Raw genomic sequence first — 20,914 nt, 5'->3', positions numbered from 1 at the left:
CCAACCGTCCTAAATCAGAGAGCGCAATACCCCGGTTGTACCAAGCTTCGTGTAAATCACTCTTTATTTTCACAGCTTCATCGAAAGATGCAACAGCTTCTTCAAACCGTCCTAAATTACCCAGCGCAACACCCCGGTTGTACCAAGCTTGGTGGTCATCACTCTTTATATTCACAGCTTCATCGTAAGATGCAACAGCTTCTTCAAACTGTCCCAAATTACCCAGCGCAATACCCAGCATGTACCAAGCTTTGGGGTCATCACTCTTTATTTTCACAGCTTGATTGTAAGATGCGATCGCGCTTATCATATCTTGCCCAGCAAAAAACAAATTTCCCTGTTCAAACAAAATATTTGCTTTTCGCTCTGGGGACTGCTCAGTTTCTAGAAGCATCTCAAACCCTAAAACTTTTTGAGTTTGTTCTTCGGGGGTGAGATTTAAATATTGAGAATATTCTCCTTGTATTAACTGTTCATAAAATTGTTCTATAAATTCTCGCTTGTAGGGAAACTCAAATACTCCCGAACTCCAATCGAAAAAATCTGGAGCGCGACGAATAAAAAATTTGATGGCAAACAACGGTAAGATCAGAACAAAGCAAATATTACTAAAATTGTCTCTAAAACCTTCTCGTCTCTGATTTAAATGACTGAGAATTTTCGGAACAGTATTCAGATTATAATATTCTCCCTCACCACCATATCCCGGTTTAATATAAGGCTCAAGAGACTTTTCCAAACCTTGAATAAACAGAATATTTAAATCATGACAATCAGAACGATTTGCCACCAAATCGTATAAATTATCAATTGGCTCAGTTAATTTCAAAACACCAATCCGTTTTTGGGGTAAATCTTCCCCCACTTCCCGAATCAAACTCATAGCTTCTGCGGGGGAACATTGCACAAACACAATCCCAAACCCTTTTTTTAGCCGTAGCGATCTTAAAAGGGTTTTGTAGACTTGTTCCCTTGAAGGTACAGCATCTTCAGACGAATTAGTGGTACTCATATCATCCAAAATATAGTCTACATGGTAGGTAGGGTAAGTTATGGACGGAACGACAATCACGCACCTAAAAGGGATGGTGCGATCTTCCTACGGCATAATACATCCTACAAAACTTTCTCTCAAACCTAACCCCCAACCCCTTCCCTACAAGGGAAGGGGAGAAAGAATCAAAGTCTCCCTCCCAGTGAGGGAGAGATTTAGAGAGGGGTTCGGGTTAAACAATCAAAGTCTCTCTCCCAGTGGGGGAGAGATTTAGAGAGGGGTTCGGGTTGAAGATTAAATTTTACTAAGTGCATCTTTAAACTTGGGAGTTCCCTCAATCAATGGGTGAACATCACACCAAATCCGAAGGGAATCGTTTTCATCATAATAGCGATATTCCAGCAACGAGCGATTTCTGAGCAAACGTAAATGTTCCTTATCGTCTTTCTTATCTTTACAACTATTAGCTTTAGCTAAAATATCCCAATGATGTTCTTGAACACCTTTGCGGTAAGTTTCACGCATTCCCTCAATCGCTAATTTTACAGCTTTGGATGTAATCGGTAATTGATCAACTTGCTCGATCGCACTTTGAATCAACTTGATCAAATCCCGCATATGTCCACCACTCATTAAGCAGAGTTGTCTGAGTGTTTCTGGGCTATCAAACACAGCTGGTAAATCTAAACCCTTGACTTTCCCCTCTAATGTTTTTTCCAGTTTTGGCTCAATTAATCTAACACGCTGACAAATCAATTCTCGCAGTTTCTTCAACCCAGTTTCGTTAGCATCGCCATTAGGATTTCTTACCATCATCATCGGCACTACTTCAATATTATGGTAGCTAGTGTCAAAATTAGTTGCCAAATCTGAATATACAACATCAATAGGCACAGTGTAGAGAATATGACACTTCAAACCCCGCAACATTTCACTACGATTTAAATAGATTTCTTCATAATTGCTCGGTCTTCCTTCTTCCTTAACCTCGACAATGCGATCGAGATTATCAACAATTATAACTAACCCGTTATTTTTACCTTTCGGTAAAGATTTTTGAGCTTGTAAAATAAAGTCATTTAACGCTTTAACCAACGAAGGTGTATTCGCATTAATCTTTTGCCTTATTTCCCGTCGCATATCGGGGACAGCTTTGATTGTTGCGGTAATTTTGGAAAACAGAGAAATCTGCTGTTCCAAATTCAGCTTTTCAAAAGATACTTCCATCAGCATCAAGTCTTTGAAAGATTCCCAGCGTGATTTCATCCATTCCAGCAGGGGATTATGCTGTTCTATCTCGACTGCTTCCACCAAATGCCGTGTGCAAGCCATTAATATATCAGCATATTCTACATCTTCCGGTTCAATATCTTGATCATCTACCGCAAAATAGACAACAAAATATCCCCTTCCTTCTAAGTTTTCTTTTAAACGCAATAACTCAGTTGATTTCCCCGTACCTCGATGTCCCGAACATAGCTGACAGGTTGCCTTGTTTGAAAGTACAATTTTCTTTCCCAACTCTTGATATACTTCCCAATTACCACGCACCTCTCGACAATCAACATATTCTTCTTTTGATGCAGTCTCAAAAGGGTTAAAAGAATTGTATATTTCAGCTAGTAAATCCATTTTTACAGGCTACCTAAGTTAATACACGTATTTGGTTATGGTAGCAGGTTTGCAGTGAGTAATGGGGAGAGTATACGCAAAGTGTATTATGGCATTACCCTGCGGCGTAACACACCCTTGTATCTTAATACAGCATTTCATAAGTTAATGACGAAAATTTATAACAAAAACTCTGCGTCACTTTGCGCTTACCTCCGCGCTCCTCTGCGTTAAAAAACGCGCTCGTTCTTATGCGCTCGCTGTACTTAGTCCGCGAAGGCGGACTTTGTTTGTGTAGCCGCGAATTCTATTCGCCCTGGCTCTCTAAATTGTTATTATTATAGTTACCATGTTACTTGCTCTCGTCTCAAGTTTCACTTAGCATACACCCAAAAGCAATTTATTTACATATGCAACGAGCATAGCAAGAGCGGGATTAAATTAAGTTTACTGGTTGTATTTTGGGAGGTTAAAAAATCAGATGACAGTGCCTCAACCAACCGTCTTTACAAACTATCATCTTTACGATCAAGATTTTTATCTGTGGATAGAGACAACTGCTAAACAATTAAAAGAAGGCAGATTTTCTGAGGTTGATTTAGAAAATCTGATTGAAGAGATTGAATGCATGGGGAGAAGTGAAAAACACGCGCTTGAGAGTAATTTAGTTGTTCTATTAATGCATTTACTAAAATATAAATACCAGCAGGATAAACGCTCTAATAGTTGGAAAGGAACTATTAGAGAACATCGCCGCAGGTTGAGAATAACTTTTAAGGATAGTCCTAGTTTAAAACCATATTTCCAGGAAGTTTTTACTCAGTGTTATCAAGATGCAAGAAAGCAAGCCAGTGATGAAACTGGATTAACCCTTGATACTTTTGCGGTAGACTCTCCGTTTACTGCGGATGAATGTTTAGATGAAGAGTTTTTACCAGATTAAAACCTAGAAACCTTGTATTGCAACGTCTTTATAAAATTTATAGCGGTTTTCAGTTGGGTGCAATATAGAACCTCACCCCGTCCGTTCCGGACACCCCTCTCCTTATTAAGGAGAGGGGAAAGTTTTATTTACCTCACTTAACCGATAACCGCTATATATACCCTCTTAGGGTGTTTGTTTTCTCATTTTGGTAGATTTAGTAAGCAAAAGGTCATTTTGACAAAGCAAAATCAACTTTTGCTTTCTCATTTCAGTAGATTTAGCAAGTCAAATCAGCTTTGACTTACTCAAAATCAGCTTTTGCTTTCTCATTTCGGTAGATTCAGCAAGTCAAATAAGCTTTGACTTACTCATTTCGGTAGATTCAGCAAGTCAAATAAGCTTTGACTTACTCATTTCGGTAGATTTAGCAAGTCAAATGAACTTCGACTTACTAATTTGGGCAAATTGCTTTTTCCTTTGGGTAGATTCAACAAGTAAAAAGCCATATTGCTTTTTCATTTGGGTAGATTTAGTCAACTAAAGCCCCCACGAATTCCATTTGCGGCTACACTAACTAAGTCCGTAAACGCGGACTTAGAGAATTTAGCCCACAGCATAATCTATAAACAAGCCAATATCAACTTGGAAAAATTCACCCAATTGAGGTACAAGAACCCCACCCCCAACCCCCTCCCCGCAAGCGAGGAGGCAGGGTGGTTTCATACGAAAAAAGAAAAATATGAAAGCCTCTATTTCTCGTTTTGAATCATAGATTTTGACCCCTCTCCAAACCTCTCCCCCACGGGGGGAGAGGCTTTGATAACTGGTTTTAATTTTTCTCTGATGGTATGAAACCACCCTGCCTCCCCGCAAGCGAGGAGGGGGCTATGATTTACCTCATGTGATTAGGAAAGGCTATATTATGATGAGAGTATTTTTTAATGGGGAGAGGAATATTTTACCCCATGCCCAATGCCCAATGCCCTATTCCCAATTCCCTAAAAACTATACCCGTCCCAAGTGGTGGCAAAAGCGTAATCTGAGAATGAGGAAAAATCGTTTTTGTTGCTGCGAGTTTCTTCGTCTAAAACTTTGACAACTTTGTTATAAATTTCTTCCGCTTGTTGGGGAGAATCTCCGATACAGGTTAATCCCAACTTGCCAAATTGAGAAAGACATCCCATCAAATGAAATACTGTGCCTATCTCGGTTCCGCTATCAAAGTGCAATCTGTGATGGGCGATAATATCCATCAAATCGTTGGGTAACAATCCTTGATAGCGGTCTTTTTGCAAGTTGTCGGTAGCCATATAGTATTTGGGTCGTCCCTGTTGGCTGTAGAATAATCCTGTGGAGAGGTCATAGCGTCCGTTGGTTAATAACTTTAAAGTCATGAAAGGATGGGTAGTACCACCTTTACGCAAGTTGATTTCGATCGCCTGAATATCCCACTGATTATCTCCTTTGTCAACGGCGATAAAATCTACCCCAAATCTCTCTAATGCCCCTTTTTCCGCTAGTTTTCTGCCTACTTTTATGCCTAATTGTTGCAATTGCAATCGATAAGCTTCGTCAGCAGGAAATCGACAACCAAGATAAATTTGACCGTCTGGACCTCCGAGAATTTGGTCATGAGTTGAGAGAATTTCTACATCACCGTTGGGTGTGATACGTCCTTGAACACTAGGCGATCGCTTGATTTCTCCTTCCACAAATGCTTCAACAATCGCTCCTAACTCGGTGATTCTCGTCTTAAAGTTCTCCCAAGTTTCTTTTTTCGCTTGAAAGCGCAGAGAACTGAAGCGATCGCTTATTGCAGCTACTCTATCAGCATGAGAACTTTCTGGTGGTGCGAATTCGGCGATCGCTCTTAAATCTAATAACGCATTTCCTTCTCCAGAAATGCCCTCATTCAGTTTCACCACCATTCTTTCTAAATTTGGCTGACGTTCCCACAAATTCGCTGCTGATTCTGCTAAATCTGTGCTACTCCAAACAAGAGCGCTACCATCGGGAAGGGGAACTTTACTTTCAGCAAAGATTTCTCGACTGCCGCTTTTACTTCCCCAAATCTGTAAATTAGGTGCGGCTGCGTACAAGGGTACACCTAATTTCAAAGATAATTCACCTTCCCAAGATGTTGAATTGTAACAGATCATAAATGATTTTTCTAGCCTCAAAGCTTCACGAATTCGCTCTAGCAAACGAGGACGTTCTAAAATCTTTTGGCTGAGAGGTTTGAGAGAAGAATCGTAAGTAGAAAGTAACAGCAAACGATTGCGAGCATGTGAAAAGGGAATTCCCGGCAATAATTGTAAATAATAATCAATAATACTGGGATGCAGGGGCATTGATGTGATGTAAATTAGCCTGGTGCGGGGATTTCGCAAACGCATCAAAGAAAATAGCAATCGTTCTTCATAATGTTCGCAACCTTCAATTTTCTGAAGTTCTCCCTGGTCAAGACTAAGAGAGGGAACAACTAAAATATCAGCATCACTATTATCAAATAGCTCGATAGTTTTCCAGCGATCGCGTAAAGTTAATTGCAGTTCCCGAAAGCGATCGGCTTGCTCTGACTCAGAAATATTCAACGTTACCATAATCTTTATCCTATATTGATCCCCATACTGGGTTATTACTCTTGTATATCTTAAAAAACAACCAGACGCGCTGAAAACGCAACACTTCTTTGATATTTGCCCTTCCTATTTTGAATTAACATTTGACTATAGCGGTTCTAGGTTGCGTGCAATACTTGATGTAGAGACGCGAAATTTCGCGTCTCTACGTTTATTTTTTGAACATGTATGTGATTCAAATGAAAATCGGTATAGAATCAAAAATAGGAAGCAATATTATAAGGCAAAAAAATTATTTCATATTGTTAATTTAAAATTTTACGCTTTGATGAGAGGTTCCGGCGAAACGTCTCTACGGTAAATTATTATTACAAGCCGTAAATTGCCGCACTGCTCGCACTAAATCATTAGGTGTACCAATATCTAAATAAGTACCATCGGGAAATGCTTCAGCTTCTACATGAAAACCTTGTTGAATAGCAGCTTGAATCACATCACCAATGGGTATTTCTGGTAACTGTGATAAGTTGCTCTTAGCCTTGAGAGTAATCAAATATTGATGTAAAAACTCTGTAAAAGTCGGTTTCCAAATAGCAATACCCCACATATATTGCAAATTTGATTGGGGAGGTTTCTCAATAATTAAACGGACTCTACCTGTATCATCGAAGTCAACCATCCCAGCTTTCTGCGGTTGATTTGTGGGGAATAATCCTAAAACCACATCGGCATCACTTGCCTGTTGGCGTGTAATAATTAATTTAAAAGCATCTTCCGGCTGAAAGAGAATATCAGGAAAACCCAAAGCTACCAAAGCATCACCAACAAAGGGATAAGCCTGATCTAAAGTGAAGGGGACACCAAAAGGCAAATTCATCATTAAATAGCCCAAATTCATCGAAAGCATCTCCCCATCACCAAAATAAGCGGGAATATCCCATTTACCCGATCGCAAGATAAAATAAGCCCGATCAATTCCTGCGAGTTGCATTTTTTCTAGCAGATAGTGACAAACTACTTTTGGTCGTAAGTTAGATTCATCACCTACAGACCGAAAGCCAATTGGATATAATTCTTTACTTAGTGGTAAAGGTGAAATCCTTGTTGCATGTCCACCGGCAGGTAACAGTCCAATAATTTGGGGCTTTTTTAGGCGATCGCTATTATTCATAGAGTAATTCAAATTAATAATTTTATACTTAGTAAGCGCTTCAGCGCTTACTACGAATATCCCCCTAATCACGAAGGTAAATTGTGAATAGAGGGAAAGGGGACTGATTAAGTTTTATTTCTAAGCGGTATCTACTTGACAGAGACAGCATCAACATCAATAGTGTCGGAGTTAGAGGTAGAAGTTTCAGCAGTGTTGGCAGCTGTAGTATCTACATCACCTTTACGGGCTTTAAAACCTTCAATCACTACTTGGGACATTTCCGTAACTAATAGTGTTAAAAGAAAAACATCATCCAGTTCTCCCACAATGGGAAAGAAATCTGGGACGACATCAAAGGGGCTGACAAAATAAAACAGTGTTCCTAAAATAACCCACCAGCGGTATTTGGGGTTGCGAAGTAAATTACGATACCAATTGTAAACTGCTTGAATTGAAAAGTTCATGTTTTAGACCTCCACTTAACTTTAATTTTGGCAAATTATGCCCTAAACTTCCTGTGGGAATAACCGCCCTAATTAGTGAGTGAAGACGCTACTCTCAAGCAACATTAAATTCTATCTTGTGATAGATAACACAGGGTGTGGTGCATTAATCTCTAAAATTAAAATGCTTTGGGATAATTGCACACAAAATAAATGGAGGAAACCGAAAACAGTGGATATTTTAGATTTGATACACAAGGGTGGACCGGCGATGTGGCCCTTGCTTGCCCTGTCGGTTTTATCTTTGAGCGTGATTTTCGAGCGTTTGTGGTTTTGGTTAAGAATTTTAACGCAAGAAAAGCAAATAGTCGATCGCGTGTTGGATGTAGCCGGTGAAAATTGGGTAGCGGCTAGGGATATTGCAAGACAAGCGACGAATCAGCCTATAGGACGCTTTCTTTTTGCACCCTTAAGCCTGCCCAAAATTGACACGGAAACCTTTAGACTGGCGCTAGAAGCAAGCGCAGAAGATGAATTAGCGGGGATGCGACGCGGGGAAAAAGTTTTAGAAGCTGTGATTGCCCTTGCGCCATTATTAGGATTGTTGGGTACGGTTTTGGGTTTGATCCAGGCTTTGCGATCTATTCGCATTGGTGATTTGGGAACCGAATCGACAGCTGGGGTGACTACTGGTATTGGGGAATCTCTAATCAGTACGGCAGCAGGACTAATTGTGGCGATCGTTAGTTTGGTATTCTACCGCTTATTTCAAGCTTTTCTCGTTAACCAAGTTAAAGTTTTTCGCAAAGCGGGAAATGATATGGAATTGCTTTATCGGCAATCACCGCCTGATTTTAGCAATAATCCCATAGAAAAAGCTCTGCCGCCCGGTCGAGAACGAGATTCCTCACGGGAAAACTTCTCTGCACCCCGCAAAAGAGGTAAAAACAAGTTTTCGGAAGTTCCTCCCGAATCATCACCGAACGAATCTGATTTACATTCATCAGATCCAGAGGAATAGTCAACCCCTTCGGGGAAGTCAAAAGTCAATAATTCAAGTCCGGTGTGAAAACAAGATGAAAGTTAACCTGCATACTCCAGTTGAAGAAGTCCAAATTCAAATCATTCCGTTAATTGATGTTGTTTTTTGTATCCTGACATTTTTTATTTTGGCGGCTTTGCAATTCACTCGACAAGAAGCGATTAATGTTGATTTGCCTAAAGCTAGTACAGGTACAGCAGTACCTAATACTTCAAATCTACAACTACAGTCGCAACAGCAGATATTAACTTTGGGTATCGATGCCATCGGTCAAACTTCCTTAAATGGACAAACGATACAACGACAGCAATTAGCGGAGAATTACAAAAATTATCTCAAGCAAAATCCTAATGGCATTTTGGCGTTGAAAGTTACTAAGTCAACGGCTTATAACGATGTTATGCAGATGGTAGATTTATGGAGACAACAGGGGGGTACTCAAATCTCTTTTGTAGTTCAACCTACTTACTCATCACCACCCACATTATCACTACCTGTTATCCCCCCTTTCCCCGTTAATCCAGGTGCTGCACCTGTACCAAATACCGCGCCAGTTGCTCCCATTAATCCACAAAGCAACCCGAACTTCAATCTACCCCCAAATGAGCCTATTCAGCCTTTGCCTGGGCAAGGGCTTAATCCTCCCCCTAATGGCGTTTCTCCAGTTTTACCCCAAGTGCCAGCCCCTCAAACGCCAACTAAAAGGTGAGATGGGAAGGGGACAAGGGGGACAAGGGGGACAAGGGGGACAAGGGGGACAAGGGGACAAGGTGAATTTTCTTCGTTGTCTCCCCATCTCCTTGTCTCCCCCCTCTTCGTTGTCTCCCCTAAAAGGGTATAAAGTTAAAAGTTAGGAATTATTAATAACTCTTAACTCATAACTCTTGACTTTTAACTCGTAACTTTTAATTTTGAACTATTCGTTTGTAGATGGAGGAGCAACTTTAGTGGTTGATTGCTGTAAACGTTGTTCGCGTTTTTTGCGATCGGCTGCAAGCATATCTGCCATCACAATTAGTGCCTGCGCCATTTTATCTAGATTAGAACGGTATAGATCCAAATCTTTAGTGAGCTTGTCATCAGATAAATGTAAGCCACTAGCAACGGTTTTCAGTGCTTCAATGCGCTGTTTTTCATCTTTGACTAATTCTGGATCTGACAGTTCTAATAAAGAAAATAAACCGATCGCAAACAAGCGGCTATATTTAAAATTGGCATTATTAGCGATCGCTTGTAATTGTTCTTGCAAGTCCGCATCTCGATCTAAGTGAGTCGTTTGGCTTAACCACCCAATCAAATCTTTGGACGCATAGCTTTGTGCTAAAGCTTGCAAACGATGTGCATCTTGTTTGTAACGTTGCGGATCTTCCTCTATAGCCTGACACAGAGAATTAAAAATCGACTCTTTATCTTCTTCTGGCAGATAGCCTTGCATGAAGCGGTCGAATGTAGTGACGACGCCCAAGGCATAAATTGGATTGTAGCTAAAATCGGAATTTACTGAGAGCAGATGTATTTCTACCATCAGTTCTTCCACCACTCGGCGATAAATCGTATTTATCGGACGTGTATGGCGGTTATAGAATGTTCTTTTTGTATCAGAGACAGTACGAACGTTATTCACAAAGAAAATTTTTTGGGCTACGTATCTTTATTCTGCTACACAAAACTTGGTTAAGCTTATCTAAGTCTTACCATTCAATCAAGATTGCTCCTGAAGGGTCTGCTTCCTGCTTCAACCAAGCCCGTCGGCGGGTTCTTGTCCACAGGCGTAAATTCGGCTCTAGCCGAGCCTAATCGAGATTAAATATGGTTACAGAAAAACTAGTTGAAGCTTTTAGCTATGAGTCACGTACTATTTTCAACCAATTTAACGAAACGTGGACTTCCCGTTCGACCCTGTAACAGGCTGGTTAGTTTTGACAAAACTGCGGTTTACAAACCGGACAATTATGCCTTGGTTTTCGGCAGTGATTCAAGAATACCAGCAATTTATAACGCTGTCAACTTTCTCACTTTGAGCAACCATGAATAACTGTCTTCCAAAAATTTGACGATTTAATCTAGCTCTCGCTTCACGGCAAGTTTGCCAAGTTGAGGTTTACAAAAGGGGAGGGGAAAAGGGGGAAAGGAAAAAAGGGTATTGGAAGAGAAGAAGTTATTTAAAACATGCCCTTTTTTCTTTTCTTTCCCTCTGTACGGGTTTAAAGTCCCCACTTTGCGTATTGGTTAAATTTGGGATAATAACCCGTTATAGCAAGCAATTTCCTCATACTTTCCCTTTTCTCCCTCTTGATGGCATAGGTATGGCAAAATTATGATACTTGATAATTGTACTATTTATGAGCTTCTCGCCAGAGTTAACTGCCTTAGCTGACTATTTGGCTGGTGAATTTGATAATCGCACTCAAGCGATCGCCGATCCAGCTTGGTATGTTCATCTGCGTATGTGGCAAAGACCTGTTGCTTTATTTTTAGAAGACAGTTTTACCCTGTTTGCTGAACAAGCTAATATTCTCAAATTAGATCAGCCTTACCGTCAGCGAATTATGCGGTTACAGCAAAAGCCTGACGCTGATACTATCCAAGTGCAATATTATATGCCTAAAGATCCAGCAACCTTAAAATGCGCTGGTCAAAACCCTGCTTTATTAAATACCCTGACACCAGACCAATTAGACTTACTACCAGGTTGCATTCTTTCTGTATCGATACAAGAAATAAGTCACCATTGCTACAAATTTACAGCTACTGCACCACCAGAGAGTCGCTGTTGCTTTACTTATAGTGGCAATACCATCCAAGTTTCCTTAGGGTTTGAAGCCACTAAAAACGAATTTTATAGCTATGACAAAGGAATTGACCCGGAAACAGGAAAAGCAACTTGGGGAGCTATTTTGGGTCCTTATCGCTATACCAAGCAAAATCAATTTTGAGGAATTTGAGATTTTCGATGTGTGGTTTTTGGATTGCAGTTAAATCCACGCATCCTTTTGAAAAGCTTTGAACGGAGGAAACCGACACTCAAAACTTTTCGCAAAATCCACACATCGAAAATTTAACTAGCGATGCTGCGAGGTCCACCTTCTAAAGCTTCTTCTTCAGTTTCAAAGATTTCAAAGACTGTATCCATCATCGTCACTTCAAACACCAGTTTGGCTTCTGGATGTACATTACAGATGCGAAAACTACCTTTTACTTTATCAGCATCGCGCATCCCCGCCACTAAAGATGTCAGACCAGAACTATCAATAAAATTCACCTGACCGAGATTAACAACTACATGACGACTCAGTTTGGAGATACATTCTTGTAACTTCAAGCGAAATTGCCAAGCTGTGGTAATATCTAGCCGACCGGATGGAGTTAAGACAATAACGGTATTGCCATCTTGAGTTGTGTAAGTTTTTTGATCTATATGAATCACGTTCGCCTCCCGTTGGCGCTTCTGTCAAATTGACATTAGCTGTATTTAGCTTTGGACTAGTAAGCCAAAATATCTTTTAAAAGTAATCTTTATCACCTTGCTACTGCGATCACAGTAGCAAGGTGATAGTGAAATAGTTGGCTCATTAATTGATAAAAAACCTCCAATGCTTATACTTGAGATTAACAAGCAACAGCCAAAACGTCATTTTTTTTGCTAAGTGCTTTCATGATAGTAGTTTAATTCAGCACTCACCACTTAGCACGCTTATTACTCAGCACTGTGGTTTGGTGTCCAATTTGCCCAATCTTGAGGTTTCAGGAAGGTTTCGTACAACTGGGCTTCGGGGGAGTTAGGTTCTGGCTGATAGCCGTATTCCCAGCGTACCAACGGAGGTAAAGACATGAGAATAGATTCGGTGCGTCCGTTGGTTTGCAGACCAAAAATAGTGCCTCGGTCATAAACCAAGTTAAATTCTACATACCGACCCCGACGATAAAGTTGAAAATTCCGTTGGCGATCGCCATATTCTGTTTTATGTCGCCGTTCCACAATTGGCACGTAAGATGGTAAAAATGCATTACCACAATCTTGCACAAAAGTAAATAATTCTTCCCAAGTGCGTGGTTCTAGCGCCCCTAACTGATTGCTGTAAATAGCCGCTTCATCATCCGGCTGGGGACCGCGATATAACTCACCTTCACCATGTTGGTAATCAAAAAATATACCACCTATACCCCGCGTTTCCCCACGGTGTTTCAAATAAAAATATTCATCACACCAGCGCTTAAACACTTGATAATACTCTGAGTGATGCTTATCACATGCAGATTTGATAGTTTGATGAAAATGTGCTGCATCTTCAGCGAACGGGTAATAAGGGGTTAAATCCACACCACCACCAAACCACCACACAGGACCTGCTTCAAAGTAACGATAATTTAGGTGAACGGTGGGTACATAAGGATTGCGAGGATGTAGCACCATTGAAGTACCGGTGGCATACCAGCGGTGTCCTTCTGCGTCTGGGCGTTGGGTTAAAATAGAGGGTGGTAGGTGATCTCCCCAAACTTCCGAAAAACCCACACCAGCTTGTTCAAATATTGCACCCTCACGCATCACACGCGATCGCCCTCCACCTCCTTCAGGACGTTCCCAACTATCTTGTTGGAACTTACCCACACCATCTACCTCTTCTAGGGTTTGAGTAATTTTGTCCTGCAAGTGTTTCATAAACTGACTCACCCTAGCCTTAGCGTCAGTTGGGGGTAAAGACTTAGATGATTCGGTTTGGCGATGAAGCGAGTTGGTCAACATCATAAATTCAGCAACCTAAAATTACAATTTCTAAAAAGCAACAAATCTCTCAACTTAAACATTGCAGGCAATACACGCCAAAAGAACCGACTTAAATCACAATTGCTTGTATAGCGTGACAGTCAAGCATTCACCTAGCAAACATGGGCATAACAAAGATATTGTCCCTCAAATGCGTATACGCTTGTATATTGACTAAGTTTTTTATGCTTAATTTATGTGAACATTTAAGTGTGATACCAAGTTGCGATTAAAAGATATTACTTTGATATTGTGTGTAGGGGCATAGGACGTACAAAAAAATAAACATACGGACTGGGGCATGGGGCATGGGGCATGGGGCATGGGGCATGGGGCATGGGGCATGGAAAGAATCGTATTTATTCACGCAGTTGCTTTATTGAATTTCTTTAATTCTCATTGCCCATTGCCCATTTCCCATTGCCCAATGCCCAATGCCCAATGCCCCAACCAGATGTTTAGCCAGGAAGAGGATTATAAAAATGCAAGTTTGGTTGTCCAAATTTATCCACCGCAAACGGCGTCTGTTTTGTGCTTCTCTGGTGCGAACGTATCGAGAAATTAGTTCTGCTTCACCAGACGAACTATGGCAAAAGGTAGTAGATTTAGCAGACGTTTCCTGGCATCCAATGCTCAAGAGTACCAATGTTCCCTACGGATTAGTACCCAAACCCGGATTGATTTATCAAGCGGTAACACGCTTGTCGCCGATTCCTATCCGAATTTTTGTGGAATGCGTCAATCCCAGAGAACTTTTAACTGTACGCGTGCTGGCAATTCCCGGCATAGAAGAACGAGTAACTTATCAACTAGAGTCCACAGTTTGTGGCACTTGTTTGTCTTATTCTGTCACCCTACGCGGTTGGTTATCGCCTCTGATTTGGTCGTTTTCCCGTCCCTATAGCGATCGCGTAGCCCGCGCTTTAGTTGATGCTGTAGAAAAGGCAGGATTGTCAGCAGGGAATTAGTGGGAATTTTCTTACATGGAAAATTACCAATGCCCAATGCCCAATGCCCAATGCCAACTAACAATACCTTCATAAAGTTAAGATGCAAGTAGATCATAAAAACTAGTTGCAAAGATTTATTACAGCGGCAAGGGTGAAAACACGATGTATGATGTCCTCGATTCTCAGTCGGTTCTAAATGTGCTGCGACCGGTGGAAGATCCAGAACTTCGCAAAAGCCTGGTAGAACTCAACATGATTCGCAACGTCAAAATTGACGGCGGCAAAGTAAGCTTCACTTTAGTATTAACAACACCCGCTTGTCCCCTACGTGAATTTATCGTCGAAGATTGCAAAAGAGCCGTTAAAAAACTGCCTGGTGTTACAGATATAGCTGTAGAAGTCACAGCAGAAACACCTCAGCAAAAAAGCTTACCCGACCGCACTGGCATTAGTGGTGTAAAAAACATTATCGCCATTTCTAGCGGCAAAGGTGGCGTAGGTAAAAGTACGGTAGCTGTGAATGTAGCGGTAGCGTTAGCACAAACCGGCGCAAAAGTCGGCTTACTCGATGCCGATATTTACGGACCTAACGATCCCACCATGCTAGGGCTGAGTGATGCCCAAATTACTGTCCGTCCTGGCGAAAAAGGCGAAATCCTGGAACCTGCTTTTAATCACGGCGTCAAGTTAGTTTCAATGGGCTTTTTGATTGACCGAGATCAACCCGTGATTTGGCGCGGACCAATGCTAAACGGAGTGATTCGCCAATTTCTCTATCAAGTGGAATGGGGAGAACTCGACTATTTGATTGTGGATATGCCACCAGGGACGGGGGATGCTCAGTTAACTTTGACACAATCTGTGCCAATGGCAGGGGCAGTAATTGTCACCACACCGCAAAACGTCGCTTTGTTAGATTCTCGTAAAGGCTTGCGAATGTTTCAGCAGATGAACGTGCCAGTTTTAGGGATAGTGGAAAATATGAGTTATTTTATACCCCCAGATATGCCAGATAAGCAGTATGACATCTTTGGTTCCGGTGGTGGTGAGAAAACTGCTGCCGAGTTGGGTGTGCCGTTGCTGGGGTGCGTACCCCTAGAAATTTGTACCAGAGTAGGGGGTGATAGCGGTGTGCCAATTGTTGTTGGACACCCAGATTCAGCTAGTGCAAAAGCATTGTATGCGATCGCCCTCACTATCGCTGGCAAAGTATCAGTTGCTGCCCTAACATAGAATTTAAATTTTCGTCTGGTTCCCCATCCGCAACCGGGGAATACAGATTTCAAGTGCTAATTAAATTTCAAATCTAAAACCTAAAGTCTAAAATCACACACACAATCAATGTTGTTAAAAAGGTCGCTCTCCAAAAAGTCAGTACCAAAAATTCGCTGGCAACAATGGGTTAAACCCTGGCAGCAATTAGACTGGCTGCTACTAGGCTTACCAATCGCCGTCACGCTATTTGGTGGCATTATGATCAAAAGTACCGAATTGAACCAAGGACTCACTGACTGGTGGTGGCACTGGCTCATGGGTGGCATTGGTACCGTAATAGCCCTGATCCTTGCCCGCATCCGTTACGAAAATCTGATTCAATTGCACTGGATAACTTATACAATAACCAATATCAGCTTAATCGCCGTTATGATAGCTGGTCAAAGCGCCAAAGGAGCACAACGGTGGCTTAGTATCGCTGGCATTCCCATACAACCCTCAGAATTTGCCAAAATAGGATTAATCATCACCTTAGCGGCTTTGTTACACAAGCGCAGCGCTTCTCAAATAGATAATGTTTTCCGTGCTTTGGCAATTACTCTCATTCCTTGGGCATTAGTATTTATACAACCTGATTTGGCAACATCACTGGTATTTGGAGCGATCGTTTTAGGGATGTTGTACTGGGCAAATGCTAACCCAGGCTGGTTAATACTGATGATTTCTCCCATCGTCGCTGCGATTCTCTTTAGTACACCTTGGCCCCTTTCAGCGCCGATAGTTTTGTTTGACCAACTATCTTTGGGACCTTTAGGATTAATTTGGTCAGTCGCGATGGGTGTATTAGGCTTTTTAACTCTCCCTTGGCGTCGATTTGGTATCAGCGGTATCAGTGCATGGGGTCTGAACATGCTAGGCGGCGAAATAGGTGTCTTCGTCTGGAACCATGTATTGAAAGATTATCAAAAAGGTCGGATCACCTCATTTCTCAATCCCGATGCCGACCCTCTCGGAACAGGATATCACCTAATTCAATCTCGCATTGCCATTGGTGCTGGGGGAATTTGGGGATGGGGACTAAATAAGGGTCCAATGACTCAACTAAATTTCGTTCCCGAACAGCATACAGACTTTATATTCTCTGCCGTAGGTGAAGAATTTGGTTTGATTGGTTGTTTGCTATTGCTGGCTGTCTTATGCTTTATTTGTCTGCGATTATTACATATTGCTCAAACCGCCAAAGATAATTTTGGTTCGTTGTTGGCTATTGGCGTTTTGTCGATGATCGTCTTTCAGGTGATTGTTAACGTGGGCATGACGGTTGGTTTAGCACCGGTGGCGGGGATTCCCCTACCTTGGATGAGTTACGGTCGTTCTGCCATGTTGAGCAACTTCATCGCTTTGGGACTAGTAGAATCAGTAGCAAATTTTCGTCACTCTAGGCAGAGATATTAGTTATGAGGATAGTGGTTAGTGGTTAGTGGTTAGTGGTTAGTGGTTAGTAGGTAAGAGTTATTTGGGACAACTAGCAACTATCCACCAACAACCATCCACCAACAACCATCCACCAACAACCATCCACCAACAACCATCCACCAACAACTATCCACCAACAACTATCCACCAACAACTATCCACCAACAGCTGACAAGTATTAAGCTATTAAAAGGAAACAAGCGAGGTTAAAATCATGATCCTGCCAGGAGCGACTGTTCGTGTCAAGAATCCCGCAGATACTTATTATCGCTTTGAAGGACTCGTGCAACGGGTGAGTGATGGTAAGGTAGCCGTATTGTTTGAAGGTGGTAACTGGGATAAGCTAGTTAGCTTTCGCCTCAGCGAATTGGATCTTGTAGAAACCACTGCCGGACGGAAAAAAGCGAAATAGACGGCGTGAAAATGAATGTAGAGACGCGTTCGCCCTTGGCGTTCCCGCAGGGTAATTTCGCGTCTCTACAAGGGTTCAGGTAACGCATCATTAATTTATGGAGATGTCTAATGGTCAAGAGTCAACAGTCCATAACATTTTGACTCTTGACTTTTGACTCTTGACTTATTAATACTATGCGCCTTCCTTTACCACAGTTTTCTTGTAGCGATCGCCACCCCAACCACATCGCCGAGGTGATCGAAACTACTACTACCGAATTTTTGGCACAGTGTCTCGAACCTGAAGATTTGAGCTTCCCACCCATGCCACCATTCGGTAGCTGGGTTTGTTCTGTGGATGAAGAATCAGGCAATCAAGTTTATGGGTTGGTGTATTATGCAACAACAATGCCCATAGATTCCGTACACAGAGCAAGAGCTTTAGGGTTGTCTTTGCAGGATTTGCGAGAGGAACAACCCCAGATATTCGCCATGCTGAAAACAGAATTTCGGGCGGCGATCGTCGGATTTGAACAGCCATCTGGTAGCATAAGTTCTAATAATCGGGTGTATCAATATCTACCACCGCGTCCGCCACAAATTCATCAAGCTGTTTATCGATGCGAACCAGAAGCGATCGTTAAATTCACCGAAGAGCTAGATTTTTTGCGGACATTGCTTTTTGTCAACGGTGCCCCAGTAGACTCATTAACCGCAGCTGCGATTAGAGAAGTGTACCAGTTACGCAAAGCCGATCGACAATGGTTAATCAAAGCCGGTAGAACCTTAAGTGTGCTGCTCAAAGACGATTACGATCGCTTGCGATTTATCCTCAGCCAAATTCACCCATAGGTAGTTAGCATACGCGATCGCCTCAACTTCTGTAAGTTAAATTTTCTCACTTTTTCATTTTCTCCAGGGTGGATGATTAATTTATTTTCACAGCGAACAATTGCCTTGGGGCAATTGTCGCTTCACCCTATGCGAACACACAAGTCCTACCTATGGAACTCATCTCCCAAGTTCTTGCATTAGAACCGACAAACCAAGTTCTTGGCAAGGAACCAATTGCTTCTTTTGCCATTTTATTACTGGTTATCTTAGTCGTACCCATTCTATTTGAGCGGCTAAGACTACCCGGATTAGTAGGTTTGGTTTTTTCGGGGGTAGTACTTGGTCCATCAGGTTGGAATGTATTTCAGCCTGATTCGCCAACTATCAATTTGCTATCAGATATCGGATTAGTATACTTGATGTTTGTTGCAGGTTTAGAAGTTGACTTAGAACAATTCCGTCGTCAAAAAAGTCGTTCTATTGGATTTGGTAGCTTTACCTTCTTTATCCCCCTAGGACTAGGAACATTAATCGGGCACATTTTTGGCTTTAGCGGCAATGCTTCGATATTAATTGGCTCTTTGTTAGCTTCCTACACTTTATTAGCATATCCCCTGATCAATCGCTTAGGAATAGTCAAAAATCAAGCCGTCACCGTCACCATTGGAGCCACAATTTTTACTAACATCGGCGCACTGCTGGTATTATCTTTGTGTATAGCCGTTCATGCTAGACAATTCACTTATTGGGGATTGATAAGTTTATTTAATTCCTTAATTATTTACTTAATCGTTGTATTAGTCGGCTTTTATTGGGCGGGGAAAGAATTTTTTCGACGATCTGGAGACGATGAGGGAAACCAATTTTTATTTGTATTGCTTTGCGTATTTATTGCCGCTGTTGGTGCTCAATTAATCGGAGTAGAAAAAATCGTTGGAGCCTTTTTAGCAGGTTTAGCAGTAAATGGGGTTCTCGCTTCTGGACCAGTCAAAGAAAAGGTAATGTTCGTTGGTAGCGTGCTGTTTATTCCTATTTTCTTTGTTCACCTTGGCTCATTAATTAATTTGCCGGCTGGCAACAACTTTAGCACGCTGAAGCTAACCCTATTTATTGTAATTGGTTTATTGTTGAGCAAATTTCTCGCCGCTTTTTTAGCGAAACTAGTTTACCGCTATAACTGGCAAGAAATGTTAATGATGTGGTCGCTGAGTTTACCCCAGGTGGGTGCGACATTAGCGGCAACATTAGTGGGATATCGAGCGGAGTTGTTACCGATATGGGTATTAAATAGTGTTGTTAGCTTAATGCTGGTGACATCAACCATCGGACCGTTGATTACCAGTCGGCTTGCTGCTGGTTTGGCTTCATCATCTGTTGAGGAGCACACAACTACAACACCAACATATCAAAATATAGAGAAAAAACGCAGTAATTTTACTATAGTCGTACCTGTTTACAATCCGCAAACTCAGCAATATTTAATTGAAATGGCGGCATTATTAGCGCGTCAGGAAAATGGTAGAATTATACCATTAGCGATCGCTACAGCGGCGGCTCACATGGATGCACCACAGTTAGAAATTTCTCTACAACGTAGTGAACGCTTACTTTCCAAAGCTACCGCTCAAAGTCAAGTATTAAGCGTAGAAGCAGAACCATTGCTGCGAATTGATGATGCTTTTGCTCAGGGGATCAGCAGAGCTGCTCGCGAACAAAAAGCTAGTTTAATTGTTATGGGTTGGGGCAAACGCACTGGACTGAGAGCGCGTTTATTTGGTAATGTGATTGACAGCGTTCTCTGGGCGTCTCATTGTCCCGTAGCGGTGACACGTTTAGTAGAATCACCGAGAAAAATTCAGCGAATTTTGGTGCCTGTAGAAAATCTGATGGCACCCTCATTGCAACCGGTTCAATTTGCCATCATGTTAGCAGAAGCAAATCAAGCGCAAGTTACCGTCTTGAATGTATGCGATCGCCGTACTAGTTCTAGTAAAATCGCTTCTAGGCGATCGCAACTTGGCTTATTAATATCTAAATTAGCTTTGCCCAATCCCCCAGAAGTTCAAATCATTGCCCATGAAAATGTTGCCCAAGCAATTTTACAGGCAGCACGATTATATGATTTAGTAGTGTTACCTTTTATACGCAATCGCACAAGTCCCGGTGGATTAGCCATTAGCGATGTCACTACCCAGTTAGCCAGACAACTCACCTGCTCTATCGTCATGCTTGGCGAACCAGAACGCAATCCCACAGCAGTTTTGCCTACAGCAGTTCCCAATACTACAGCTGCTGTGTAATGCGGCATGGGGCATGGGAAAACCCAAATACGCGATCGCTTCTTTTTATTCCCAATGCCCATTGCCCATTGCCCTTTTTTGTGTTTCAAAACTTTATATTTTTAAAGTCTTTGTAAAGTATTGCCGAAAAGCCCAGATTAGGCTATGAATGTTTGTTATTTTGCTAAGTGAATTGTGAAGTAATTTAGTGATTTAGTTACCCGTGGAAGTGCTTTATTTTGTTATCAGGCT

20 protein-coding genes are annotated in these 20,914 nt (G+C 41.7%); 11 read left to right on the top strand and 9 right to left on the bottom strand.

Going from position 1 to position 20,914, the window contains the following annotated elements:
* Together TOL9009_RS41285 and TOL9009_RS0132675 are read right to left on the bottom strand one after the other, a co-directional pair.
* Positions 1–1,012, bottom strand: a 1,012-nt coding sequence (locus tag TOL9009_RS41285; protein ID WP_144238480.1) for a tetratricopeptide repeat protein, incomplete at its 3' end; no start/stop codon positions are given.
* 276 nt (positions 1,013–1,288) lie between these two features.
* Positions 1,289–2,626: an ATP-binding protein gene (locus TOL9009_RS0132675; protein WP_029637582.1), complete on the bottom strand. Its 1,338-nt coding sequence runs from the start codon at positions 2,624–2,626 to the stop codon at positions 1,289–1,291.
* A 460-nt stretch (positions 2,627–3,086) separates the two neighbouring features.
* Here TOL9009_RS0132675 and TOL9009_RS0132670 point away from each other — a divergent pair, with 460 nt between their 5' ends.
* The gene (locus tag TOL9009_RS0132670) at positions 3,087–3,548 is read left to right on the top strand and encodes a DUF29 domain-containing protein (RefSeq protein WP_029637581.1); all 462 of its coding nucleotides are present in this window, start codon (positions 3,087–3,089) and stop codon (positions 3,546–3,548) included.
* A 980-nt stretch (positions 3,549–4,528) separates the two neighbouring features.
* Here the strand turns inward: TOL9009_RS0132670 and TOL9009_RS0132660 are convergent.
* From TOL9009_RS0132660 to TOL9009_RS0132650, 3 genes are all read right to left on the bottom strand, one after another.
* Positions 4,529–6,133 carry a peptide ligase PGM1-related protein gene (locus TOL9009_RS0132660; RefSeq protein ID WP_029637579.1) on the bottom strand — a complete coding sequence of 535 codons (1,605 nt, stop codon included), beginning with the start codon at positions 6,131–6,133 and terminating at the stop codon, positions 4,529–4,531.
* A 331-nt stretch (positions 6,134–6,464) separates the two neighbouring features.
* Positions 6,465–7,283 (bottom strand): sugar phosphate nucleotidyltransferase, encoded by an 819-nt coding sequence (locus TOL9009_RS0132655; RefSeq protein WP_029637578.1) that lies wholly within the window; start codon positions 7,281–7,283, stop codon positions 6,465–6,467.
* 131 nt (positions 7,284–7,414) lie between these two features.
* A complete protein-coding gene (locus TOL9009_RS0132650) occupies positions 7,415–7,729 on the bottom strand; it encodes a YkvA family protein (protein WP_029637577.1) in 315 nt (104 codons plus the stop codon).
* A gap of 211 nt (positions 7,730–7,940) precedes the next feature.
* On the opposite strand from TOL9009_RS0132650, the gene TOL9009_RS0132645 reads away from it, so the two are divergent.
* Together TOL9009_RS0132645 and TOL9009_RS0132640 are read left to right on the top strand one after the other, a co-directional pair.
* Positions 7,941–8,729 carry a MotA/TolQ/ExbB proton channel family protein gene (locus TOL9009_RS0132645; RefSeq protein ID WP_029637576.1) on the top strand — a complete coding sequence of 263 codons (789 nt, stop codon included), beginning with the start codon at positions 7,941–7,943 and terminating at the stop codon, positions 8,727–8,729.
* Between the two features lie 55 nt (positions 8,730–8,784).
* A complete protein-coding gene (locus tag TOL9009_RS0132640) occupies positions 8,785–9,459 on the top strand; it encodes an ExbD/TolR family protein (protein WP_029637575.1) in 675 nt (224 codons plus the stop codon).
* A 207-nt stretch (positions 9,460–9,666) separates the two neighbouring features.
* Here TOL9009_RS0132640 and psb29 read toward each other — a convergent pair whose 3' ends face one another.
* Entirely contained in the window at positions 9,667–10,374 is a 708-nt protein-coding gene (gene psb29 / locus TOL9009_RS0132635; protein WP_029637574.1) for a photosystem II biogenesis protein Psp29, read from the bottom strand.
* Positions 10,375–11,092: 718 nt separating this feature from the next.
* Here psb29 and TOL9009_RS0132630 point away from each other — a divergent pair.
* Positions 11,093–11,686, top strand: coding sequence for a chromophore lyase CpcT/CpeT (locus TOL9009_RS0132630; RefSeq protein WP_029637573.1), 594 nt, complete (start codon positions 11,093–11,095; stop codon positions 11,684–11,686).
* 122 nt (positions 11,687–11,808) lie between these two features.
* Here TOL9009_RS0132630 and TOL9009_RS0132625 read toward each other — a convergent pair whose 3' ends face one another.
* The 3 genes from TOL9009_RS0132625 to TOL9009_RS48090 form a co-directional block, all read right to left on the bottom strand.
* Positions 11,809–12,177, bottom strand: a complete 369-nt coding sequence (locus tag TOL9009_RS0132625; protein ID WP_029637572.1) for an STAS domain-containing protein — start codon at positions 12,175–12,177, stop codon at positions 11,809–11,811.
* Positions 12,178–12,447: 270 nt separating this feature from the next.
* A complete protein-coding gene (gene hemF / locus TOL9009_RS0132620) occupies positions 12,448–13,494 on the bottom strand; it encodes an oxygen-dependent coproporphyrinogen oxidase (RefSeq protein WP_029637571.1) in 1,047 nt (348 codons plus the stop codon).
* A 250-nt stretch (positions 13,495–13,744) separates the two neighbouring features.
* Positions 13,745–13,882 (bottom strand): hypothetical protein, encoded by a 138-nt coding sequence (locus TOL9009_RS48090; RefSeq protein ID WP_186227747.1) that lies wholly within the window; start codon positions 13,880–13,882, stop codon positions 13,745–13,747.
* Positions 13,883–13,997: 115 nt separating this feature from the next.
* Between TOL9009_RS48090 and TOL9009_RS41280 the strand changes: the two genes are divergently transcribed.
* The 7 genes from TOL9009_RS41280 (at position 13,998) to TOL9009_RS0132590 (ending at position 20,683) form a co-directional block, all read left to right on the top strand.
* Positions 13,998–14,483, top strand: coding sequence for an SRPBCC family protein (locus tag TOL9009_RS41280; RefSeq protein ID WP_038298187.1), 486 nt, complete (start codon positions 13,998–14,000; stop codon positions 14,481–14,483).
* Positions 14,484–14,627: 144 nt separating this feature from the next.
* Entirely contained in the window at positions 14,628–15,698 is a 1,071-nt protein-coding gene (locus TOL9009_RS0132610; RefSeq protein WP_029637570.1) for an Mrp/NBP35 family ATP-binding protein, read from the top strand.
* A 108-nt stretch (positions 15,699–15,806) separates the two neighbouring features.
* A complete protein-coding gene (rodA, locus tag TOL9009_RS0132605) occupies positions 15,807–17,135 on the top strand; it encodes a rod shape-determining protein RodA (RefSeq protein ID WP_029637569.1) in 1,329 nt (442 codons plus the stop codon).
* Positions 17,136–17,196: 61 nt separating this feature from the next.
* Entirely contained in the window at positions 17,197–17,328 is a 132-nt protein-coding gene (locus TOL9009_RS49835; RefSeq protein ID WP_260676001.1) for a hypothetical protein, read from the top strand.
* Positions 17,329–17,370: 42 nt separating this feature from the next.
* On the top strand, positions 17,371–17,568 hold the full coding sequence (locus tag TOL9009_RS0132600) for an NAD(P)H dehydrogenase subunit NdhS (protein ID WP_029637568.1): 198 nt from the start codon (positions 17,371–17,373) through the stop codon (positions 17,566–17,568).
* A gap of 176 nt (positions 17,569–17,744) precedes the next feature.
* Complete coding sequence (locus TOL9009_RS0132595) at positions 17,745–18,401, top strand: HAS-barrel domain-containing protein (protein WP_029637567.1); 657 nt, start codon at positions 17,745–17,747, stop codon at positions 18,399–18,401.
* Positions 18,402–18,553: 152 nt separating this feature from the next.
* Positions 18,554–20,683: a cation:proton antiporter domain-containing protein gene (locus TOL9009_RS0132590; protein ID WP_029637566.1), complete on the top strand. Its 2,130-nt coding sequence runs from the start codon at positions 18,554–18,556 to the stop codon at positions 20,681–20,683.
* Positions 20,684–20,914 lie beyond the last annotated feature (231 nt).

This window comes from [Scytonema hofmanni] UTEX 2349, from assembly GCF_000582685.1.
In the GTDB taxonomy this organism is placed as follows: domain Bacteria; phylum Cyanobacteriota; class Cyanobacteriia; order Cyanobacteriales; family Nostocaceae; genus Hassallia; species Hassallia hofmanni.
The sequence above is the reverse complement of the archived record's forward strand: the minus strand, read 5'-3'. Positions and strand labels throughout refer to the sequence as shown.